Source organism: Peribacillus folii, from assembly GCF_030271255.1.
GTDB lineage: Bacteria > Bacillota > Bacilli > Bacillales > DSM-1321 > Peribacillus.
In genome coordinates, this window is the sequence record NZ_JASJOM010000012.1 from 1 (window position 1) to 23,742 (window position 23,742).

Below are 23,742 nucleotides of genomic sequence, written 5' to 3' on the forward strand. Positions count from 1 at the left end.
TATAAAGAAGATGGCCAATTGGACATGGAAAGGTCCAAAAATGGCCTAACATGGTGGGCTCGTAGAGCTCCAATCTCTTAACTATAGGTAAAAATCAATAGGGAATTTCAAAAGGGGTACGGAATTTAATAATTCCGTACCCCTTTTGTCTACAAACTGAAGAGAGGGCGCCGCTTTGCGCCCTCTCTTTTTTACGTACAGTTTAAAAGGAGATAAATTTATTTATCCATCCATTCGGTATGGAATGTACCTTCTTTATCGATGCGTTGGTACGTATGAGCTCCGAAATAATCCCGCTGTGCTTGAATTAAGTTGGCTGGCAGCGTTTCAGTGCGATAGCTGTCGAAATAAGCAAGTGCAGATGACAGGCAAGGAACTGGGATTCCGTTCATTACCGCAGTTGATATAACCTCACGTAAAGCCCCTTGGTAGCTCTCAACGATTCCTTGGAAGTAAGGGTCCAGCAGGAGATTGTTCAGGTTCGCTTCACGATCGTAAGCATCCTTGATTTTTTGCAGGAATTGCGCGCGGATGATGCAGCCGCCACGGAAAATCATCGCGATATCACCATATTGCAAGTTCCAGTCATTTTCTTCAGACGCTGCTTTCATTTGAGCGAAGCCTTGTGCATAGGAACAGATTTTGCTCATATAAAGTGCTTTACGAATGCTTTCGATCAAGGCCTTCTTATCGCCTGTAAAGCTTTCGGCTTTTGGACCGCGCAGGATTTTGCTCGCTTCGACACGTTCGTCCTTAATGGCCGAAATGAAACGGGCGAAAACGGATTCCGTAATGATTGGCAGCGGTACACCAAGATTAAGGGCACTTTGGCTTGTCCATTTTCCGGTTCCTTTTTGGCCAGCTTTATCCAAAATGACGTCAACCATCGGTTTCCCTGTTTCTTCATCATACTTTTTGAAGATGTCAGCAGTAATTTCAATCAGATAGCTATCCAGTTCCCCTTCATTCCATTCGGTAAATACTTCATGGAATTCCTCAGCAGAAAGTCCAAGAAGATTTTTCATAAGGAAATAAGATTCGGAAATCAATTGCATGTCGCCATACTCGATACCGTTATGTACCATTTTCACATAATGACCTGCTCCATCCGGCCCGATATACGTACAGCAAGCATCACCATCGACTTTGGCTGAAATATCCTTCAAGATCGGTGCAACCAGTTCATAAGCTTCCTTTTGACCGCCAGGCATGATGGAAGGACCTGTTAGCGCTCCTTCTTCCCCGCCTGAGACGCCTGTACCGATGAAATGGATGCCTAGCTTGCTTAATTCCTCATTGCGGCGTTGAGTGTCCTTGAAGAACGTATTTCCGCCATCAATGACGATGTCAGCTTTATCAAGTAACGGTTTTAATTGCTCGATGGTAGCATCGGTGGCCGCACCGGCTTTAACCATCAATAAGACTTTTCGCGGCGTTTCCAATGATTCGACGAATTCTTCAAGTGTATATGCAGGCTTTACATTTTTGCCTTCCGCTTCCTTCATCATATCATCCGTTTTTGAACCTGAGCGATTATAAACGGATATTGAATAGCCTCTGCTTTCGATATTAAATGCAAGATTCTTACCCATTACTGCAAGTCCGATAACGCCAATCTGTTGTTTTGTCATAATTATCTTTCCTTCCCTTCTCTATATCTTTACACAGCCCAGACACTACTCTTTGCCACCTGAATGATCATTCCTCCTTGATTGCTCAAAGAAATCCTTACTGAAGCTCGTGTCTGTTCCGATCGAACCGTTCTTCAAGGGTAATCCCTTTTTAATAATATTTTCTCCGTACTTATTTTGCAAGTGTTCCATCGCTTCATACAACGGTTCTTTTTCTGCTTCCTTTTGAAAAGAAAAAATATCCAGCTGCATGAAAGCCGACTCCTTCTCGATCACATCATAGGCGGTTACGCCAAGAAGCCTGATTCCTTCGCCGTTCCAATTTTTCATGAAAAGCTCGGCAGCTGAAGCCATTATATCCTTTTTGTCGAACACCGGGTTGGAAACGGTCCGGCTTCGGGTAATGGTGCGACGATCTTTGTATCGGATCGTCACTCCTATTTTTTGGCCAAGGAGACGCTTATTTTTCAAACGGGCAGCCACTTTCCCCGAAAGCTTTTCCAGCACACCGAGCAGTTCTTTTTGGTTCGTGGAGTCATGGGGAAGTGTGGTCGAGTTCCCGATGCTTTTATGATCAAAAATCGATTCGGGATCGACAAGCCTCGGGTCAATGCCATTAGCCCTATCTTTCAAACGAATGCCATTGATCCCAAGCAATTGCTTAAGCTGACTGTCATGTGAACTGGCAAGCTCCCTGATCGTCATGATGCCGATCGCATGAAGTTTTTCCGAGGTCTTCTCGCCGATGCCATGCATGTCACCGACTTGCAGGGGCCAGAGCTTCTCAGGGATGTCCCTTTTCCTTAAAACGGTGATGCCCATTGGCTTCTTCATATCAGAGGCGGTCTTCGCCAGGAATTTATTAGGTGCAATCCCTATGCTGCACGGGAGATCCATCGTGTTATAAATCCGTTCCTGAATGCTTTTGGCTATTTCCAAGGGCGAACCCAATTCAGCGCATTCACTGATATCCAGATACCCCTCATCGATTGAAACAGGTTCAACCATATCGGTATATTGCCTCAATAAATCAAAAATGGCCAATGACGCCTTTCGATAACGTTCGAAGTTCGGCTTCTGTATGACCAATTGGGGACAGAGCTTTTTTGCCTGCCATATCGGCATCGTCGTTTTGACCCCGAATTTCCTTGCCTCATAGCTGCAGGTGACGATGATCCCCCTTCTCTCTTCAACATTACCGGCGATGGCAAGCGGCTTGCCTTTCAAAGAAACATCATAGGACATTTCCACCGAAGCATAAAAACTATTCATGTCTACATGGAGAATGACCCTGCCATTTTTGGGATACATGTTCTTCATTTTGACCGTCGTCACTTCCTTGTAAAAATAAAAAAACATCGGATAGCGGGGTCCATAAAAAACAAGTTCTTTTAAAGATAACCCCATTTACAGGTGGACAAACCAGGTACGGTGCTTGTCGCTTCAAGAAAAACAGCCATCATTTCATTGATGACTGTACATGTCTTCTTGCCACTTCTTAAATACACGCTACTGGCGGGATCAAGATTGGTACCGGCGGCTAATAACGCGGAATCCCTGCTGCCACTCCTGTTCCGATCGAAGCAAAAAACACGGGATGTGCAGCCCCTTTCACCTACAACATGGCTTTATTGAAAAAGAGGCTCCAGTGATCCCAGCATTTTTCACTTCATCATGCGGATACTTCCTGAATGATGCTTACGACCATTTCAGCAAGTTTCGTCAATTCTTCAACCGGAATTCTTTCATTTGTAGTATGAATATCTTCATAGCCGACTGCAAGATTGACAGTAGGGATTCCAAAACCAGCAATGACATTCGCATCGCTTCCGCCGCCGCTTTTAACAAGCTCGCATGGACGGCCAATTTTTCCCGCTGCCTTTCTAGCAACTTCGACGACATGATCACCGGCCCCATATTTGAAACCTGGATACATGACTGTCACTTCCACTTCAGCGCGTCCGCCCATTTCAATGGCGGCCGTCTCGAATGCTTCTTTCATTCTCGCTACCTGTTTTTCCATCTTTTCAGGCACTAGGGATCTTGCTTCTGCCAGGATTTCCACATGGTCACAAACGATATTCGTTTGCTGCCCTCCTTGGAAACGGCCGATGTTAGCTGTCGTTTCCTCGTCGATACGGCCCAATGGCATTCTTGAAATCGCTTTGGAAGCAATCGTGATTGCTGAAACCCCTTTTTCGGGAGCCACACCAGCATGGGCGGTTTTGCCCAAAATGGTTGCAGACACTTTCGCCTGAGTAGGTGCAGCGACCACCACATTCCCCACTTTTCCGTCACTGTCAAGCGCAAAACCGAATTTTGCCGTTACAAGCGAGCGATCCATCGCTTTCGCTCCAACCAATCCGGATTCTTCCCCGACCGTGATGATGAATTCGATTGTTCCATGCTCAATATTTTGTTCCTTCAACACTTTTAGCGTTTCTAACATGACCGCCAATCCCGCTTTGTCATCCGCCCCTAAAATGGTCGTTCCGTCTGACACTATGTATCCATCCTTAATGGAAGGCTTGATGCCCTGACCAGGCACTACCGTGTCCATATGGGAAGTGAAATAGATGGTATCTACACCTTCCTTCGTTCCTTTAAGCGTACATATTAAATTACCTGCACCATGACCGGTAACGGCTGTTGTATCATCTTCAAAAACCTCTACACCTAATGCCGTGAATTTTTCCTTCAGGACTTTGGCGATGGCTGCTTCATTTTTCGTTTCGGAATCGATTTGCACCAATTCCATGAATTCACTTACGATACGTTCTTCATTAATCATAAAATAAAACCTCCAAAAAAGTTTTCCTCTTTAATTATACTTCTAAAAGCTGCGCTCCGGCAAATAATGTGAAGGCGAATCGTCGCCGACCTAGCTTTTTAAGTTCCGTCCGCTAAAGATGCGGTATGGATCACTCCCAGTTATCTTCATTACTAAAAGAAGGGAAAAAACCCAAACAGATAACGTTTGGGTTCTTTGTCATATGAGATCACAGCGGGATATTGCCGTGTTTTTTCCATGGCCGTTTTTCTTTTTTATTGCGCAGCATTTCAAGCGATTGAATGATCTTGATCCTGGTTTCCCGGGGATCAATGACATCATCGACCATTCCAAGGCTTGCAGCGACATAAGGATTGGCGAATTTATCCCGATATTCTTCAATTTTTGCCGCTCGGGTAGCATCCGGATCTTCGCTTTGTTGGATCTCACGGGCAAAGATGATATTTGCCGCTCCAGCAGAGCCCATGACCGCAATTTCGGCATTCGGCCAGGCAAACGTGAGATCGGCACCGATAGATTTACTATTAAGCGCCACATAGGCCCCGCCGTAAGCTTTGCGAAGAATGATCGTCAACTTTGGAACGGTTGCCTCGGAGTAAGCATAGAGAAGCTTTGCACCATGGCGGATAATTCCGCCATGCTCCTGCTTGACACCCGGAAAGAATCCTGAAACATCTTCGAACGTAACCAGGGGAATGTTGAACGAGTCACAAAAACGGATGAAACGGGCAGCCTTATCGGATGAATCAATATCCAGCCCGCCAGCCAACACTTTAGGCTGGTTACAGACAAGTCCCACCGATTTCCCTTTGATCCGTGCCAAGCCAATTACGATATTTTTAGCGAAGCCCTCTTGCACTTCCAAGAAAGACCCCTCATCGACGACTTGCTCCAACACTTTCCGAACATCATATGGACGGATTCCTTCAAAAGGGACGACATCCGTTAAATCCGGACGGTAATCATCTTCACCTTCGATTTGGAAAACCGGCGGCTTTTCTTCATTATTTTGTGGCAAATAGCTCAGGAGACGTCTAACGTCAGCCAAGACTTGTTCTTCGGAAGCGCCCTTGAAATGAGCATTTCCGCTTATGGTATTATGTACGGTCGCTCCTCCCAGTCCTTCTGATGAAATCTTTTCACCCGTCACCGTCTCAATCACTTTTGGACCGGTAATGAACATTTGGCTCGTTTTCTCCACCATGAAGACGAAGTCGGTGATGGCTGGGGAATATACGGCTCCGCCTGCACAAGGTCCCATGATAACGGAAATTTGCGGGATGACTCCCGAGTAAATGGAGTTGCGATAAAAAATATGGCCATATCCGTCAAGAGAAACCACCCCTTCTTGTATGCGCGCACCGCCAGAATCATTCAAACCAATGAAGGGAGCACCATTTTCAGCTGCCAAATCCATGACATTGGCAATTTTCAATGCATGCATTTCCCCTAGTGCACCTCCAAACACGGTGAAATCCTGTGAAAACAAATAGATGTCACGGCCGTTTACTTTTCCGTAGCCCGTAACAACCCCTTCTCCAGGTCCTTCTTCCTTCTCCATGCCGAAATTGGTGTTGCGATGTTTGATGAAGGGATTAAGTTCAATGAACGTGCCAGGATCGACCAACAGATCGATCCTTTCCCTTGCCGTGAGTTTTTCCTTTTCATGCTGCTTGTCGATTCTTTCTTCACCGCCGCCCATTTCCACTTTTCGGCGCCTGTCATATAAATCATTGATCGCTCCATAAATGTCGTCTGTCATCCCTGTTCCTCCTTCGGTAGACCTGGTTCACAAAGTTCATACAATACACCCGCAGTGGACTTGGGATGAACGAAAGCAACATCCGCATCGTGCGCTCCCTTTCGTGATGTATCATCAATCATCCGTATTCCTGATTCTCTCAATACTTTAATCCGGGCTTCAATATCGTCTACACCGAGAGCAACGTGATGGATACCCTCACCACGCTTTTCGATGAACTTGGCGACGGGACTTTCGGATGATAACGCTTCCAATAATTCCAAACGTGTATTGCCGGCCAAGATAAACGCCACCTTCACTCCTTGGCTTTCGACAATTTCGATTCCTTCAAGTTCCAACTTCAGCGTTTCCGTGTAGAGCGGCAAAGACTCCTCAAGTGACCTGACCGCAATACCGATATGATCAATCTGTTTAATCATCATCCAGCCCCCTTAATCAATCTTGGTCGCTTCTCTTAAAATATGTCTATCATTCCAACGGAATCCCAAGATTCAAAATAATATGAACATTACACTTTTACTTGTTTCTGCTAATTGTACACGTTAAAATGAAATCAATTAAACTGTTAAGAGGGAGAGAGCATATGGGAAACAAAAAAATGAGAAAAATCGTTGTGTATTTAATGCTTATCTCAATGATATTAACAACGTTATTGTCAGGCATTGCATTTCTTTTGTAATAGATACTAAATGGGGAGGGGAGCCTAAGCTTCCCTCTCTTTATTTTATCGCGCCACTTTTTATCGCCAATGTCTTAAAGTCCTCGGCTGAATGGGTGATCAACACCTTTGTGCCGGCATCGACTTTGTCGTACAAGCGCTCTACATCGGATTTATGCATGCGCACACAGCCATTTGAAATGAATTTTCCGATCGAGGACGGTTGATTCGTGCCGTGGATCCCGTAAATCCTTCCATCGGTATTTCGGGCGTCAAACCCGATCCACCTCGACCCCAATGGATTCCTGGGATCGCCTCCGGGGATATTCTTTTTTCTATAGTATGGATTGACGGCTTTCACCTTGATGGTGAATATTCCTTCAGGTGTCAGCTCCTGGCTCTTCCCGGTACCGACTGGCAGTATCTCCTTGATTTCGTTATCATCGATGAACGCCAATTTGTTGCTGGCTTTATTGATGATGATGAAAGCATCGCCAGGCTTGACCGAGTGGGGTTCGGCATGTACAGACAGCGGCCACAGCGAAAACATAAGCATGAAAGAAAGGATCCTTCTCATTCGTCTCAATTCCTTTACCTTTTTGCTTAGTTTAAGCAAAGTGCCTCTTCTTCATTCGGTGTTTGTTATGCTTAGGCAATCCCTTGAAGGAATGCTTCAGCAAAAGGTAACGCTCCATTTCCTTCATGAGCTGCAATAATGCAGCCCTGGATTCAAACTCTTCCCTCGTTTGCGGAAGTGCCATTCCCCTAAAAAAGATCTCCAGCTCCTCAAGCTTCTTCAAATAAATGATGGCGGTATTTTGGGGATGGACGTTTTCGGCCAGGTCTTCGATGAAATTCGCCACGATGCCGCTTTGCTTGACGACCAGAGGAATATTCGTGACTAAAGGAAGGATGCGCTCTATTATTTCAAATTGCTTTTCACGCATCTTGAAATAATGGTAATACAGATCTTCTTCCCTTAAAAAATGATTTTCCACGTCCCTGAAAGCAAGGCTCTTGGCTTCATTAAGAAGATCGGCCGTTTCAGTGATTTCCTTTCCGCCCCATGTGTGATCATTATCCCGTAGGTAACGGACGATCCCCATCAGGATTTCACTGAAGTTCGTTTCAATACGCTCCTGATAGGCCAACAGCTTATCATCGACACTAGGCATGTACAGATTCATGACCAGCGCCACCCCAATTCCGACGGCAATCAATATCGTTTCATTCAACAGTAAGGAAAAAGTGATGTGTCCAGATCCATATAGATGCAGGATGATGACACAGCTCGTAACAATTCCCTCATTAATCTTCAGGGCAACGGTCGTTGGAATGAAGATCAAAAGAATCAATCCAATGACCAGTGGATTGAAGGCGATGAAATGAAACATCAGGGAAGAATAGGCCATTGCAATTAAGCAAGCTAAAAAACGGTGCCAGGAGGCATACACCGACTTTTTTTTCGTAACCTGGATACATAAAATCGTAATGATTCCAGCAGACGCGAAATTTTCCAGATTAAGCATTTGTGAAATAATGATTGCCAAGGTAGCCCCTAAAGCGGTCTTAATCGTTCTGTATCCGATTTTGAACATTGTTATGTATCACCTGGCTCTTTCGCTATCTATAATAATACTATCAGGATTGCAGAAATTTTCACAGTCCTTTGACCAGGAAATTTTCGATTTTTCTAAATACATTCCTTCAAGAATACGTTATAGGAATAAAATAAAAAAAGGCAACCTGAATGTCACCTTTTTTTGATTATATACTATTTGCTCCGCTTATAAAACTTTTTCCAAGAAGTCTTTTGCCCGTTGACTTTTTGGATTGGAAAAGAATTCATCCGGGGCACTTTCCTCTATCAGCAAGCCCTCATCCAAGAAGAGAACACGGTCTGCCACTTCTTTAGCGAATCCCATTTCATGCGTCACGATCAGCATGGTCATTCCTGTATGTGCCAACGATTTCATGACCTCGAGGACTTCCTTCACCATCTCGGGATCAAGCGCTGAAGTCGGCTCATCGAAAAGCATGACCTCCGGATTCATGGCCAATGCCCGTGCAATGGCAACCCTTTGTTTCTGACCGCCTGAGAGGCGATTTGGATAGGAAGATTCTTTATCCGCCAAGCCCACTTTGGCCAAGAGCTCACGTGCTTGCCTTACTGCCTCGGCCTTTGATAACCTTTTCACCTTCATCGGTGCATACGTAAGATTTTCGAGCACGGTCTTATGAGGGAACAAATGAAAATGCTGAAATACCATCCCGACATTTTCACGCACTTTCATGATATTGGTCTTCTTATCGGTGATCACTTGATCCTTGAACGAAATTTTACCATCAGAAGGGTTTTCCAGCATATTAATGCAGCGCAGGAATGTTGATTTTCCTGATCCGGATGGACCGATGATGGCCACCACTTCACCTTGACTAATTTCGGTGCTGATTCCTTTCAATACCTCGAGCTTACCATAATTTTTTTTGAGTTCATCAATTTTAATCACTGCGCCTCATTCTCCTTTCAATCACTTTGCCTAAGATGGTAAGTATCATCACCATCACATAATAAATCAGACCGGCAAATAAAATCGGTTCGAAGAATTTATAGGTCTCACCGCCGACAATGTAAGAACGACGCATGATATCCCCTAATCCAATGATCGTGACGACGGCCGATTCCTTCGTTAAGGAAATCAGTTCGTTCACGAGGGAGGGCAGGATATTCTTGATGGCCTGCGGAAGGATGATATTGAGCATCATACCTGAATAAGGAACCCCAAGTGCCAGTGCAGCCTCACGCTGCCCTTTATCGACAGCCAAAATGCCTCCCCTGATGATCTCAGAGATGTATGCAGCGGAATTCAAGCCGAATGCTAAAAATGCTGCTTGGAATGCTTCGATTTGGATACCAAGTATTTGCGGTGAACCAAAATAGATTAACATCAATTGCAGCACTAATGGTGTACCGCGGAAAATGGATGTGTAAAAGTCCGCTATCCAATTCAATGGCTTGATTCTACTGATTTTAAGTATAGATAATAGTATTCCCAAAACAAAACCAATTACTGCCGCAACCGCCACTACCTTTAAAGTGGTCGGTATTCCCTCCATGATATAGGGAAGGGAGGGCATGATCCTATCAAATTCCAGATTCACTTCATTCATCCTCTCTAAAAAGAAGGTCTCGAACGGTCCTTCCTTGCTTCATTTAACAGCAACAAAGCGCGGAAAAACGCTCAGAAGGCATACTCTTACTTCTGAACGCTTTTCTTCTCTCTCTGTATTATTCAGTTTTGCTGCCACCGAACCATTTCAGGATCAATTTTTCCATTTCACCATTCTCTTTCATGTCCTTCAATTCAGCATTGAATTGGTCAGTCAGCTTACTTCCTTTTTGGAATGCGATGGCCGAACCGGCTTCTTCTTCACCAGATTTGATTAAGTAGCCCACCAAATCTTTATTGTCTTTCAAATATCCTTTTGCCACAGTATCTTCCATGATGACAGCGTCAAAACGGCCTGTCGACATTTCTTGAACAACCTCTGGAATCCGATTCCGTTTTTCGACCGTCATCCCAAGATCTTTTTCTTTATTCAAGTCCGTTGCCAATGTCTCTTGTATGGATGCAAGCTGTACGCCTACCTTTTTTCCTTTTAAATCTTCAACCGTTTTGATTTTACTGTCCTGTGTCGTAATGATCATGTTTTTGGCTGTATAATAAATATCACTGAAATCCACGGATTGCTCACGTTTTTCCGTTGGAGTCATTCCAGAAATGACAAAGTCAATAGATTTGTTTTCCAGCGCAGGAACAAGGCTATTAAAATCAATATCCTTCACCTGGACCTCATATCCTAATTTTTTCCCAATCGCTTTAGCGATATCGATGTCAAATCCCTTTATTTCATCACTTTTAGAGGTTTCAACGAATTCAAATGGCGGATAGTCCGCAGAAGTTCCCATTACCAGTACCTTCTTGTCCCCATTTCCCGCTGTGCTCTTATCTTCCTTCTCTGATGTCCCGCATGCCGCTAATAGGCCAACCATCAATACGGTAGCAAGCAACAGCGCTAACTGCTTTTTCAACTTCATTATTATTCCTCCAAAATGATATTTTTAATTTTTTGTTAATAATTTTTCAATTTAGCTAAAATATCAATTAATTTAAATAACTAATATTCATACACTATGTTGTATTTTAACACACTCTAAAAATTATTCAATAACGTAAAGAATAGATTTATTTTTCTGAATATTACCATAAGTCCAATTGAGATTGCCTTTATTTTCTTAAGGGATTTGCTTGTCTGGCACCCTTAGTAATCTTTTTTCCTAAATGTTTCTTTTTTATGCAGATTCATGAATGGGAAATCCTGCTGGCACACGGGTCAAGACTGTGGACAAATTCAAGGCAAATCAATTTGTCCAATTTTTTTTGATATCTTTGTAAAATGTCAAGATAAACATAGTCCTGTACACACCCTCGCCTGAATAGCAAAAGGGTTCGGAATGAATCATTCCGAACCCTTTTGCTAAAAAGCCGGTGCCGCCACTTGGCAGTTCCTGTCGCTTTATGAATATCGCTTACACTTCTTCACAATATTGATCGAAGTAGTCTTGTAATTTTTCCACCACGGACATCGGATGGTGGCCTTCTATTTCATGGCGTTCTATCATCGTCATGATCTTTCCGTCCTTAAGCAATGCAAATGATGGGGAGGATGGCGGATACCCTTCAAAGTAATCGCGTGCCTTCTCAGTAGCCGATTTATCTTGCCCTGCAAAAACCGTTACAAGCTGGTCCGGGCGTTTGTCATTGTGGATTGCATGGGCCGCTGCCGGTCTGGCTATGCCCCCGGCACACCCACAAACCGAGTTGACCATAACAAGAGTTGTTCCTTTGTGTGCAAATACTTCTTCCACTTCCTCGGGAGTCGTCAATTCTGTATATCCAGCAGTCTTAATCTCATCGCGAGCCTGTTTGACCACATCGTTCATCAAAAAATTAAAATCCATATTCATGGTTTATACCCCTTCCAAGTTTTCTCTTCAATTCTATCATATCAATTGCCACAACGTGATTCAATAAATTTACCCGCTATTTCGCTAAAGGTTTTGATGAACAAGTTTAAAACGAAAAGGATATGGGAAACATATGTGTAACAACAAGACAGCTTCACTTCATACAAAAGGAGGGGGCGTGCGTGAAATTCATGCATGCCCCTTCCTTTTCTCATTCCAGCGTGTCCATAAAGGCTTGAAACGCCTGCTTTACTGCAGCCGTGACTGTTTTATTGCCTGACATCACCTGATTCTCAAGGTTAGGAAGCAGCTCCTTGATGGCTTCATTTTTATAAAACATCATTTTAAGCTGATGGTCCATTAAAGAATAAAGCCATTCCTTCGCTTGCATTCTTCTCCGTTCCTGGAAAACACCAGATTTTTTTGTCGTCTCGGAAAAATCAGTTAATACACCCCAAAGCTCGGGAATTCCTTTTCCGGTTAATGCAGAACATGTATAGGCCTTCCCTGCCCACCCTTTCGTTGCCGGCTGGAGAAAGTGCAGCATCCTGCTATATTCCGATTTCGTTCTAATCGCAAGCGGGAGATTATCACCGTCCGCTTTATTGACAACAATTCCATCCACTAACTCCATTATCCCTTTTTTCATTCCCTGTAATTCATCACCGGCACCTGTCAGGACAAGAAGCATGAAAAAATCAACCATGCTTCGAACCATCGCTTCGCTCTGACCGACACCGACCGTTTCAATCAGTATGACATCGAAGCCTGCCGCTTCGCAAAGCAGCATCGTTTCCCTTGTTTTGCGATGAACGCCTCCCAAAGTACCTTCTGAAGGCGATGGTCTGATGAAGGCGCGTGGGTTTCTTGCCAACTCCTCCATCCTCGTCTTGTCGCCAAGTATACTCCCCCCATTAATGGACGAGCTTGGATCGACGGCCAGGACTGCAACCTTATGGCCCCTTTCACATAAATAGGTTCCGAACGTCTCGATAAACGTGCTTTTTCCCGCCCCGGGCACACCGGAAATCCCGATTCGAATCGACCGTCCTGTATGGGGAAGTACGGAATGGAGCAATTCTTGTGCATGATTGAAATGATGGGAAGCATTGCTTTCAATCAGTGTGATACCTTTAGCAAGCCGGGCCCTGTCACCTGATAATATCCCCTTTTTCAATTCTTGGACAGATATGGTCTCACCATGTTTTTTGACGAATTTACTCGTCGATTCCTTGGTACGGTCAGCGGCAAATTCCACACCTGGTTTTAAAGAAGATGCAAAACCCTCATGATTGCTGGAATCAAACCATTCTGGCCTCTTGTCATCACTCATCATTCAGCCACTTCTTCATATCCGAGACGTTTGTATATTTCGAAAAGCACCTTTTTCGCTGCTTGGGGAATGACCGTCCCGGGCCCAAAAATGGCTGAAGCGCCATTTTCAATTAAGTACTCATAATCCTGGGCAGGGATGACGCCGCCGACAATCACGATGATGTCTTCACGCCCGAGCTTCTTCAGTTCTGCCATAAGCTGCGGCAATAGGGTTTTATGTCCGGCAGCCAGTGAACTCATGCCGACCACGTGCACATCATTTTCCACGGCTTGTAAGGCCGTTTCTTCCGGTGCTTGGAATAATGGGCCGATATCGACATCATAGCCCAAATCTGCAAATCCCGTTCCCACCACTTTGGCTCCGCGGTCATGACCGTCCTGACCCATTTTAGCCATGAGCAGCCGCGGCCTTCTTCCTTCATTTTCAAGGAAATCCCCGGTCATGCGGATAACTTCCTCGATCTCTGCTTCTCTTGAGTAAGCAGCGCTATAAACACCGCTGATGGATCGGATCGTCGCTTTGTGGCGGCCGGCAACCTCTTCGATCGCATCTGAGATTTCACCTAACGAGGCCCTGACTCTAGCAGCTTGCACAGCCAATTCAAGCAGGTTGCCATCACCTTTCCGGGCAGCAGCCGATAACGCCTGAAGGGCTTCATCCACTGCAGCCTGGTCACGTCTTCCCTTCAATTCCAACAAACGCTTAAGCTGGCTTTGGCGGACGGCAGTGTTATCGATTTCCAGGATTTCAATCGGATCTTCTTTTTTCAAGCGATATTTATTGACACCGACGATCGTCTCATCTTGGGAATCGATTTTAGCCTGCCGCTTTGCCGCGGCCTCCTCGATTCTCATCTTTGGCAGGCCGGTTTCAATGGCCTTTGCCATCCCCCCTAGGTCTTCAATTTCTTCGATGTGGTCCCAGGCACGCTCAATCAGCTCTTTTGTAAGAGCTTCTACATAGTATGAACCTGCCCAAGGATCGATGACCTTTGTAATTCCCGTCTCCTCCTGCAAATAAAGCTGTGTATTACGGGCAATGCGTGCCGAAAAATCTGTAGGCAAAGCAATGGCTTCATCCAACGCATTCGTATGGAGGGACTGAGTATGTCCAAGTGCAGCTGCATGCGCTTCAATCAACGTCCGCGCGACGTTGTTAAACGGATCTTGCTCCGAGAGACTCCAGCCAGAGGTTTGGGAATGGGTCCTTAATGCCATCGCTTTTTTGTTTGTCGGTTCGAATTGCTTCATCAGCTTTGACCAAATGAATCGGGCTGCCCTCATTTTTGCCACTTCCATGAAGTAGTTCATCCCAACAGCCCAGAAGAATGACAGCCGCGGTGCGAATTTATCGATTGCTATGCCTGCCCTCATGCCGGTACGCGCATATTCAAGTCCATCCGCCAACGTATAAGCAAGCTCGATATCGGCCGGAGCGCCGGCCTCTTGCAGATGATAACCGGATATGGAGATGGAATTGAATTTCGGCATATATTTGGAAGTATACTCGAAAATGTCAGCGATGATTTTCATGGACATCTCGGGCGGATAAATATACGTATTCCTAACCATATATTCCTTAAGGATGTCATTCTGGATCGTCCCTGATAGTTTATCCTGTGTGACGCCTTGTTCCTCGGCTGTCACGATGTAAAAAGCCAGAATGGGTAGCACGGCACCGTTCATCGTCATTGAAACTGACATCTGATCGAGCGGAATACCGTCGAAAAGGATTTTCATATCAAGAATGGAATCGATGGCAACTCCCGCCTTCCCCACATCACCGACAACGCGTGGATGGTCGGAGTCATAGCCACGGTGTGTGGCTAAATCAAAAGCGACGGAAAGTCCCTTCTGTCCCATCGCCAGATTACGCCTGTAAAACGCATTGGATTCCTCTGCAGTCGAAAAACCTGCATATTGACGCACCGTCCAAGGGCGATTGACGTACATCGATGGATATGGCCCCCTTGTATAAGGAGCTAGACCCGGCATGCTTTCCATATGCTCCAAATCCTCCGTCTTTACATAAAGCGGTTTTACTTTTATTTGTTCGTTCGTTTCAAACAATAAATCATCAATATTTTCCCCCACGGCTTTTTCTGCTTCTTTTTTCCAGGCTTCTACTGACCCTTTTCTTTCAGCCGCGTTTGGGTTTATCGCTGAAAAATTCGGTTTTTTCATTTCATTTCACCCCTAGCTGATGCAAGTAATTCCTCTAAAAAGGTAATTGAGTTCGTTCTCATATGGATAAAATCTTTGACACCAGCTGCGCTTAGCGTGATTTCCAGTTCCTTTGGCTGCTTGCCGGCGCAATATATTTGGATTTGCGGGAAGTGCTTTTTGATTTCTTGAATCACATCCGCCGCCAATTCCATGTAGTCCGCATCGCTGCCGCAAACACAATAGTTGGCAAGATTGGTTGTACCCACATATCTCACTGCATCCTCACCTGATTGACATCCCTCGCTCTCCAGAGTTTCGATGCCTCCTGCCGCTGCAATCCCTTTTATGAAATCGGCACGCGGCTTGTATGATTTAATGTCTTTCAAATTAATCAAGCCGATTTTCGGTGCCGCTCCGCTACTTGCCCTAAGCCTTTCACTGCGCAGCCTGATCCGTTCGAATTGGACAGATACCCGATTCAAGGTTATCGGGATAATATCAATAGGTTTCTCCACCTTCATATATGATTCACGGTCAACCTGTGCAGCGGGTTTGAACGTATCTGCTGGATTTGGATATACATTCGTCCCGATCAAGCTGTCTTTTCTAAAGGCTGCATTTTGATTTCTTTCGTGGAAGACCTCCGCTATTTCCTTCTGCATGGTTCCTTGCTTGATCAGCGTTAATATTCCGCCGGCTTCATCGATTTCAAGAAATTTCTTCCATGCTTTTTCAGCCATTTCATCCGTTAATTGCTCGATATACCATGAACCTCCTGCAGGATCAACCACGGTGGTTATATTCGTTTCTTCCTTTAAAATCAAATGTGTATTACGCGCGATTCTTTCAGAAAGATCATCCGTTTTACCTCGAGCATGATTGTATGGATGGATTTCAAGATAATCAATGCCCCCAATGACGGCAGCGAAGGCTTGGTTGGTGCCCCTAAGGATGTTGACGTGCTCATCATAAACCGTTTCCGTCAATTCGGACGTTACGGCATGTATCGCCATCTTAAAATGCTCCGGAGCTGTTTCGAAAGGTTCTGCCAGACAAGCCCAAAGCCGTCTCGCAGCCCTAAGTTTAGCGATGGTCATGAAGTAATTGGAGCTCACAGCAAAGGAAAAGACGATTTTTCCGGCCAGGGAAGCGACTGAAAGACCTTGTTTTTGCCCTTCCAATAAATATTGGACAGCAGCCGCTAATCCGTACGCAATTTCTTGGACTGCATTCGCTCCCCCGTTATGGTATACGGCCGTATTGATCAGGATGGTTTTCAAATCCTTACCTAGCTTTTGATACTCTTCTATCGTCTTCAGCCATTTTACAAAATAACCATCCGTATCTTCCGGCATCTGGCCGCCTAAAAGCCATTGAGTGATCGGGTCTTCAGCAAGCACGCCTGTCAATTGGGCATGTTGGGGTTGGACTGCAGCTTTGAATTGCGGGAGAAAGTTTTGTTGGCCACCCTTTAAATCCATAAAAATCGGTATTTCCGTTAATGGGATGTTCTTTATCATGTTTTCAAGCCTTGCTCCCTCAGCAAGCATTCGAGCGGGGAATGCGACGGCATTTTGGCCGCGCTTAAGTGCTGCCAGCATTTTTTCATTCGCCTCATGTGCGGTGATACCGCTTACAGGCTGAACGACCAGCCAAGGCTTTTCATGATAACCCATGGGAGATGTTCCGCGCGTGAAAGGAAAAAATCCTGGCAGTTCCGCTTTTGCCCCTAAACTTGCCGTATAAAGCGGATCAAGAGTGATACCTTCATATGTATGCGTTTTCAATTTATCGATTGTTTTCCCTTTTAAAGTGACTTCCACGGCTGCCTTCCATTCCGCAAAAGAAGGCTTTGGAAAGGTTATGTTTTTAACATCTTTAAGTTCCATTGTAATTGCTTTCTTATCGAAGTCATCTCAAACGCCCTATCCTCTTTTGTGGAGAACGAACGCTCAGTCAGTTTTGATAAGAAAACCTCCCTCCCATCGATATGATCTGGATCATACTTACATTCTATCATAATTTTCTTGCAATTTAAGGTAATGGAACGATTTCTTACCCTTGAAGGGTGATGGATGGCAGCCTGTATTAGAACAGCCCTCTTTAAAATAATAGCAAAAATAAACGTTTTGTCGATGTTTTTCTAAACAAAAAGGAAGGACCTATAAGGCCTTCCTCTTGTCTCTTTTAATAGATGGAAGTATTGTCTTTTGAAATGTTTTCGATGATTTCTTTGACCCTGGCAAGGAAACGGCCGCATACAAGTCCGTCCAAAACACGATGGTCGAGAGATAGACAGAGATTCACCATGTCCCGTACGGCAATCATGTCATTTATCACGACTGGACGCTTTACGATTGTTTCGACTTGTAAAATTGCCGCCTGCGGATAATTGATGATTCCCATGGACTGCACGGAACCGAATGAGCCCGTGTTATTGACAGTGAACGTGCCGCCCTGCATATCCTCTGCCTTCAACCTGCCTGCTTTCACTTTTGAGGCAAGCTCTTGTATCTCCCTAGCAATACCCTTAATTGACTTTTCATCTGCATTTTTGATGACAGGCACGAATAAGGCATCCTCCGTCGCAACGGCAATCGAAATATTAATTTCTTTCCTTTGGATGATTTTATCGCCAGCCCACATCGAATTAAGCTCAGGAAATTCGGTCAGCGCTTGAGCGATGGCTTTTACGAAGAAGGCGAAGTATGTCAAATTGTATCCTTCTTTTTGTTTAAAGCCGGATTTAAGGTTATCACGCAGCTTTACCATATTGGTTGCGTCCACTTCCACCATTGTCCAGGCATGGGGAATTTCGTGCTTGCTTTTTAACATATTGGAGGCAATTGCCTTACGCACGCCGGTAACCGCAATTTCCTTATCCCCAACAGCAGTCGGAACAGATACGGTAGCTTCTGCTGCTGGTCGGCGAGTCATTGCAGGGGCTGCCTCGACAGGAGCCGCCTCAGCTGTTCGCGAAGGTTCATTCACGCTAGGAACGGTCCCAGACTCTACGAGCTTAAGTAGGTCTTTGCGGGTGATCCTCCCCTCGCTGCCGGTTCCTTTCACTTTAGAAAGATCGATTCCATGCTCCTGGGAAAGCTTCAATACTGCAGGAGAATAGCGCGCCTTTCTTGATTCTACGGCTGACACTTCTCCTGAAGTGGGTAGTTCATCAGCATTGCCTTCCGTTTCGGATGCTGCTTTACCTTGTTTTTCATCATCCGTGCTTGAGGATTCAACTTCAATCGAGCAAATGATTTCACCGACGGCCATCGTCTGGTTCTCATCCGCTTTCAATTCCTTAATGATCCCGGTAAACGAAGAAGGAACCTCAGCATTTACTTTATCCGTCATCACTTCTGCCAACGGGTCGTATTTCGTGACATGATCGCCAGGCTTAACAAGCCATTTGCTGATGGTTCCTTCCGTGACACTTTCGCCTAGTTGAGGCATCTTCATTAATTCCAAAGCCATAAATCGTTCCTCCTTGTTAACAGTCATTAATAATCTGCCAATTCCCTCATCGCTTTTTCCACTTTATCAGGATTGACCATAAAATGCTTTTCCATAGTAGGAGCATAAGGCATTGCTGGCACATCGGGGCCAGCCAATCTCCTTACTGGGGCATCCAAATCAAAGAGGCAATTCTCGGCGATGATGGCTGCGACCTCACTCATAATGCTTCCTTCCTTATTATCCTCGGTGACCAGAAGCACTTTACCCGTTTTGGAGGCTGCTTCGATAATGGCTTCCTTGTCTAAAGGATAGACCGTCCGCAGATCCAGAACATGAGCGGAAATTCCATCTGCAGCTAGTTTTTCTGCAGCCTGCAAGGCAAAATGAACGCATAGTCCATAGGAAATGACCGTAATGTCTTCCCCTTCCCTCTTCACATCCGCCTTGCCGATGGGCAGTACATAATCCTCAGTCGGCACTTCGCCCTTGATCAAGCGGTAGGCGCGTTTATGTTCAAAGAACAGCACGGGATCTTCATCACGAATGGCTGCTTTGAGCAGACCTTTGACATCATACGGCGTGGATGGCATCACAATCTTCAATCCAGGCTGATTGGCAAAAATGGCTTCAACCGATTGTGAATGATACAGGGCCCCGTGAATTCCTCCGCCATAAGGTGCACGAATCACCATTGGACAGCTCCAGTCATTATTGGATCGGTATCTGATTTTGGCAGCCTCCGAAACAATTTGGTTTATGGCAGGCATGATGAAGTCAGCAAATTGCATCTCCGCAATTGGTCTCAGCCCATACATGGCAGCTCCAATTCCCACCCCTGCAATGGCAGATTCAGCTAGCGGGGTATCAATGACCCTGTCTTCACCGAATTGCTCGTACAAACCATTGGTGGCTTTGAAGACACCGCCTTTTTTACCCACATCTTCTCCTAATACGAATACACGGGAATCACGTTCCATCTCTTCCCTCATTGCCATCGTTACGGCATCTATATAAGAAATCACTGGCATTCTATTACCCCCTTACTTTTGTGCATAGACATGGTTCATAGCACTTTCAGCCTTCGGATATGGAGCATTTTCAGCATAATCAGTCGCTTCATTGACTATTTTCATGACCTCATCATTCATTTGCTTCTCGGACTCATCGTCCAAGATCCCGACATCCTTCAAATACGCACCGAACGTTTTGATGGAATCTTTTGTTTTAGCTTCTGCCACTTCGTCGGCAGTCCGGTAGCTCCGGTCATCATCATCACTGGAATGCGGGGTTAGACGGTATGAAACCGTTTCTACGAGGGTCGGCCCCTCTCCCCTTCGCGCACGGTCTGCCGCTTCCTTCACTGCTGCGTATACCTCCAATGGATCATTTCCATCCACCGTTATGCCAGGCATGCCATAGCCAATTGCCCTATCGGAAACATTTTCGCACGATAGCTGCTTCGAAATAGGAACCGATATCGCATACTTATTATTTTCACACATGAAAATCACCGGTAGCTTATGCACACCTGCGAAGTTTGCACCTTCATGAAAATCGCCTTGATTCGATGAGCCTTCCCCGAACGTTACGAAGGTGACGAGATCCTTCCCTTCCATCTTCCCTGCAAGGGCAATCCCGACTGCATGCGGTACCTGTGTTGTTACAGGGGAAGAACCAGTGACGATCCTATTTTTCTTTTGACCGAAATGGCCGGGCATTTGACGGCCCCCGGAATTGGGATCTTCCTCTTTCGCGAAGCCTGATAGCATCAGATCTTTTGCCGTCATTCCGAAGGTCAGCACAACGCCTACATCCCGATAATAAGGCAATACATAGTCCTTTTGCCGATCAAGGGCAAATGCTGCACCAACCTGCGCAGCTTCCTGACCCTGACAGGAAATCACGAAGGGGATTTTCCCGGATCGATTTAACAGCCACATCCGCTCATCAATCCTTCGGGACAATAACATTGTGCGGTACATATCCAGAACCGTTTCTTCATTTAAGCCTAATTGTTCATGACGTTTTTCTGACATCATAAAACCTCCTGACCTTATTTTATGAATGAATGGCTAGCCCATCGACAGCGAGCGCTGCCTCGCCAATTGCTTCGGAAAGGCTTGGATGCGGATGAATCGTCTTTCCTATTTCCCATGGGGTCGCATCAAGCACTTTTGCAAGACCTGCTTCGGAAATCATATCCGTGACATGTGGCCCTATCATATGAACCCCCAGGATGTCATCCGTTTTCTTGTCTGCAATGATTTTGACGAAGCCATCCGCTTCCCCATAAACAAGTGCCTTACCGACAGCACGGAATGGGAATTTGCCAATTTTAAGCTCGTACCCTTCTTGTTTCGCCTGTTCTTCGGTCAAGCCGACACTGGAGGCTTCCGGACTTGAATATATACATTTCGAAATGAGTGAATAATCCAATCGTTCCGGTTTTTTTCCGGCGATATGTTCAACAGCTGTGATCCCCTCATGGGAAGCGACATGAGCCAACTGCAAACCACCGATACAATCACCGATCGCATAGATATGCGTTTCCTTCGTTTGGAAGAACTCATTGGTTTCGATGACACCTTTATCTTTCACGATTTCAGTATTTTCAAGGCCGATTCCTTCGACATTTGCTGATCTGCCAACGGACACGAGCATTTTTTCAGCCGTGAATTCCTGTGTCGTTCCATTTACTTCGGCAGAAATGGCCACTGAACCATTCTTCTTTAGGGTTTCCGGAAGCACTTTGGCCCCCGTCACGAATTTGACGCCTTTTTTGCTGAGTAGTCGCTGCATTTCACTTGAAATATCATGATCTTCGGTCGGGATGATCTTATCGGCATATTCGAGCACCGTTACTTTGACCCCGAAATCATTCAGCATCGATGCCCATTCGATCCCGATAACCCCACCGCCTACAATAATAATGGAATCGGGCAGGCTCTCAAGCTTTAGAGCTTCATCCGAAGTAAGCACCCATTCGCCATCGGCCTCCAAGCCTGGCAGCATCCGTGGACGTGATCCCGTAGCAATGATGATATTCTGGGGAATGAGCATTTCATTATCTTTGCCATTGTTCATTTCCACGGAAATCGTTCCTGGCATCGGCGAAAAGATCGATGGACCAAGAATACGCCCTAACCCTTCATAAACCGTTATCTTCCCTTGTTTCATCAAGTGCTGAACACCTTTATAAAGTTGTTCGACCACTTTATTTTTCCTGTCCTGCACCTTGGTGAAATCCACTTTAACATCTCCGGTTACGATTCCGAATTCCTCACTTTTCACCGCAGTCTGATACACCTCCGCACTTCTTAAAAGTGCTTTAGAAGGAATACATCCATTATGTAGACACGTTCCGCCGAGTTTGCCTTTCTCCACGACAGCCGTTTTCAAACCCAATTGAGCAGCCCTTATTGCAGCCACATACCCGCCCGTTCCTCCTCCGAGGATGACGAGGTCAAATTCTTCAGCCAAAATGACTCCTCCTCACTATTCAACACACTTGGCCCAATTTCCCTGCCCTATGTTAATTACGTTATCCATGCTGAAGATTCCTGTGTTTATTCAAAAATAATCACAGGAATCTCCGTGTGGCACCGTTCAAATCATTTACGTCCATTCAAGATATGCTTTTCATTTTGCAAGAATTGACTTCTTGAATTCCTCATCCGCGCAATGCGCTCCTCTGCCATCCTGTCTGCAGCTTTATAGGTTGGGATTCCATCGCGTTTTGCAATTTCGATCACCCGTGCAATGGTATCATAAACCGTTTCCACCTTTTTAAGGGCTCTTTCGCGATTATACCCTAATAGTTCATCGGCGACGTTGATGACACCGCCCGCATTGATGACATAGTCAGGCGCATAAATTATGCCTTTTTCATGAATTTGGTCGCCATGGACGGTTTCTTTCAACTGATTATTGGCTGCTCCTGCAATGACCTTCGCCTTGATCTGGTTAATGGTTTGATCATTGATGACGGCGCCCAGTGCACAAGGTGCGTAAATATCACATTCAACGCCATAAATTTCATCCGTATTCACGGCGGTTGCGCCAAACGCTTCAACCGCACGGGCCACACTATCTTTATTGATATCCGTCACGATGAGCTTTGCCCCCTCCTCATGAAGATGACGGCATAAGTTAAAAGCTACATTCCCGACGCCTTGAACGGCAACGACCTTTCCTTCCAATGAATCCGTGCCGAAAGCTTCTTTTGCAGCGGCCTTCATTCCACGGTATACACCATATGCCGTGACAGGGGAAGGATTGCCTGAGGAACCGAATTCAGGTGAAATACCGGTTACAAAATCCGTCTCCTCATGAATGAGGTCCATATCCTCAACTGTAGTACCTACGTCTTCTGCTGTTATATAACGTCCATTCAGCCCTTGGATATATCTTCCGAAGGCACGGAACATTTCTTCATTTTTATCCTTGCGCGGATCGCCGATGATGACGGTCTTCCCTCCGCCCAAATTCAAGCCCGCAGCCGCATTCTTGTAAGTCATACCTTTTGCAAGCCTTAAGGCATCTTCGATTGCGTCCTCCTCCGAAGCATAGGTCCACATTCTCGTGCCGCCAAGTGCTGGCCCCAGTGTCGTATCATGAATGGCTATGATCGCTTTCAAGCCTGATTGTTTATCCTGACAGAATAGCAGTTGCTCATAATCATACTTCTCAAGATATTTAAAAATTTCCATAAAGGAATCCTCCCTAGATGTTTTAATACGTGACAGATAAGCAAGGACGATGACTGTTGATCCTTACCGTTAATACGTTCCATTCAATTTAGGTTTGCTGCTTACATATTATTTTTCCCATGGAGGAAAGTGTGCGCTTGATGCATTAACTGTAGCGCCAATTGTACGCTTTGCCCCGTTCTTACACTTGTTAAATATGCAA

20 protein-coding genes are annotated in these 23,742 nt (G+C 45.4%); 1 reads left to right on the forward strand and 19 read right to left on the reverse strand.

What is annotated here, in order from left to right:
- Positions 1-218: 218 nt before the first annotated feature.
- The 5 genes from gndA to mce form a co-directional block, all read right to left on the reverse strand.
- A complete protein-coding gene (gene gndA / locus QNI08_RS18325; protein ID WP_285768846.1) occupies positions 219-1,631 on the reverse strand; it encodes an NADP-dependent phosphogluconate dehydrogenase in 1,413 nt (470 codons plus the stop codon).
- A 45-nt stretch (positions 1,632-1,676) separates the two neighbouring features.
- On the reverse strand, positions 1,677-2,951 hold the full coding sequence (locus QNI08_RS18330; protein WP_285768847.1) for a DNA polymerase IV: 1,275 nt from the start codon (positions 2,949-2,951) through the stop codon (positions 1,677-1,679).
- A 352-nt stretch (positions 2,952-3,303) separates the two neighbouring features.
- Positions 3,304-4,422, reverse strand: a complete 1,119-nt coding sequence (locus QNI08_RS18335) for a tripeptidase T (RefSeq protein ID WP_285768848.1) — start codon at positions 4,420-4,422, stop codon at positions 3,304-3,306.
- Positions 4,423-4,630: 208 nt separating this feature from the next.
- Positions 4,631-6,184 carry an acyl-CoA carboxylase subunit beta gene (locus tag QNI08_RS18340; RefSeq protein WP_285768849.1) on the reverse strand — a complete coding sequence of 518 codons (1,554 nt, stop codon included), beginning with the start codon at positions 6,182-6,184 and terminating at the stop codon, positions 4,631-4,633.
- Positions 6,181-6,606, reverse strand: coding sequence for a methylmalonyl-CoA epimerase (mce, locus tag QNI08_RS18345; protein WP_285768850.1), 426 nt, complete (start codon positions 6,604-6,606; stop codon positions 6,181-6,183). The genes QNI08_RS18340 and mce overlap by 4 nt, the downstream gene beginning before the upstream one ends.
- 161 nt (positions 6,607-6,767) lie before the next feature.
- On the opposite strand from mce, the gene prli42 reads away from it, so the two are divergent.
- Entirely contained in the window at positions 6,768-6,863 is a 96-nt protein-coding gene (gene prli42, locus QNI08_RS18350; RefSeq protein ID WP_155645590.1) for a stressosome-associated protein Prli42, read from the forward strand.
- A 40-nt stretch (positions 6,864-6,903) separates the two neighbouring features.
- Here the strand turns inward: prli42 and QNI08_RS18355 are convergent, their stop codons facing one another.
- The 14 genes from QNI08_RS18355 to bcd form a co-directional block, all read right to left on the reverse strand.
- On the reverse strand, positions 6,904-7,419 hold the full coding sequence (locus tag QNI08_RS18355) for a L,D-transpeptidase (protein ID WP_285768964.1): 516 nt from the start codon (positions 7,417-7,419) through the stop codon (positions 6,904-6,906).
- A gap of 31 nt (positions 7,420-7,450) precedes the next feature.
- Positions 7,451-8,440, reverse strand: coding sequence for an aromatic acid exporter family protein (locus QNI08_RS18360; protein ID WP_285768851.1), 990 nt, complete (start codon positions 8,438-8,440; stop codon positions 7,451-7,453).
- Between the two features lie 189 nt (positions 8,441-8,629).
- Positions 8,630-9,352, reverse strand: coding sequence for an amino acid ABC transporter ATP-binding protein (locus QNI08_RS18365; protein ID WP_285768852.1), 723 nt, complete (start codon positions 9,350-9,352; stop codon positions 8,630-8,632).
- Complete coding sequence (locus QNI08_RS18370; protein ID WP_061144441.1) at positions 9,345-10,004, reverse strand: amino acid ABC transporter permease; 660 nt, start codon at positions 10,002-10,004, stop codon at positions 9,345-9,347. Before QNI08_RS18370 ends, QNI08_RS18365 begins: the two co-directional genes overlap by 8 nt.
- 127 nt (positions 10,005-10,131) lie before the next feature.
- A complete protein-coding gene (locus tag QNI08_RS18375) occupies positions 10,132-10,935 on the reverse strand; it encodes a transporter substrate-binding domain-containing protein (RefSeq protein WP_285768965.1) in 804 nt (267 codons plus the stop codon).
- Positions 10,936-11,433: 498 nt separating this feature from the next.
- A complete protein-coding gene (locus QNI08_RS18380) occupies positions 11,434-11,871 on the reverse strand; it encodes a BrxA/BrxB family bacilliredoxin (protein WP_285768853.1) in 438 nt (145 codons plus the stop codon).
- Between the two features lie 211 nt (positions 11,872-12,082).
- Positions 12,083-13,204, reverse strand: coding sequence for a methylmalonyl Co-A mutase-associated GTPase MeaB (meaB, locus tag QNI08_RS18385; RefSeq protein WP_285768966.1), 1,122 nt, complete (start codon positions 13,202-13,204; stop codon positions 12,083-12,085).
- On the reverse strand, positions 13,204-15,390 hold the full coding sequence (scpA, locus tag QNI08_RS18390) for a methylmalonyl-CoA mutase (protein WP_285768854.1): 2,187 nt from the start codon (positions 15,388-15,390) through the stop codon (positions 13,204-13,206). The genes meaB and scpA overlap by 1 nt, the downstream gene beginning before the upstream one ends.
- Entirely contained in the window at positions 15,387-17,261 is a 1,875-nt protein-coding gene (locus QNI08_RS18395) for a methylmalonyl-CoA mutase family protein (protein ID WP_285768855.1), read from the reverse strand. Before QNI08_RS18395 ends, scpA begins: the two co-directional genes overlap by 4 nt.
- A 298-nt stretch (positions 17,262-17,559) precedes the next feature.
- The gene (locus tag QNI08_RS18400) at positions 17,560-18,849 is read right to left on the reverse strand and encodes a dihydrolipoamide acetyltransferase family protein (protein ID WP_285768856.1); all 1,290 of its coding nucleotides are present in this window, start codon (positions 18,847-18,849) and stop codon (positions 17,560-17,562) included.
- 26 nt (positions 18,850-18,875) lie between these two features.
- The gene (locus QNI08_RS18405) at positions 18,876-19,859 is read right to left on the reverse strand and encodes an alpha-ketoacid dehydrogenase subunit beta (RefSeq protein WP_285768857.1); all 984 of its coding nucleotides are present in this window, start codon (positions 19,857-19,859) and stop codon (positions 18,876-18,878) included.
- Between the two features lie 12 nt (positions 19,860-19,871).
- Complete coding sequence (locus tag QNI08_RS18410; protein WP_285768858.1) at positions 19,872-20,867, reverse strand: thiamine pyrophosphate-dependent dehydrogenase E1 component subunit alpha; 996 nt, start codon at positions 20,865-20,867, stop codon at positions 19,872-19,874.
- 22 nt (positions 20,868-20,889) lie between these two features.
- Entirely contained in the window at positions 20,890-22,311 is a 1,422-nt protein-coding gene (gene lpdA, locus QNI08_RS18415) for a dihydrolipoyl dehydrogenase (RefSeq protein ID WP_285768859.1), read from the reverse strand.
- Between the two features lie 131 nt (positions 22,312-22,442).
- On the reverse strand, positions 22,443-23,540 hold the full coding sequence (bcd, locus tag QNI08_RS18420; protein WP_285768860.1) for a branched-chain amino acid dehydrogenase: 1,098 nt from the start codon (positions 23,538-23,540) through the stop codon (positions 22,443-22,445).
- Positions 23,541-23,742 lie beyond the last annotated feature (202 nt).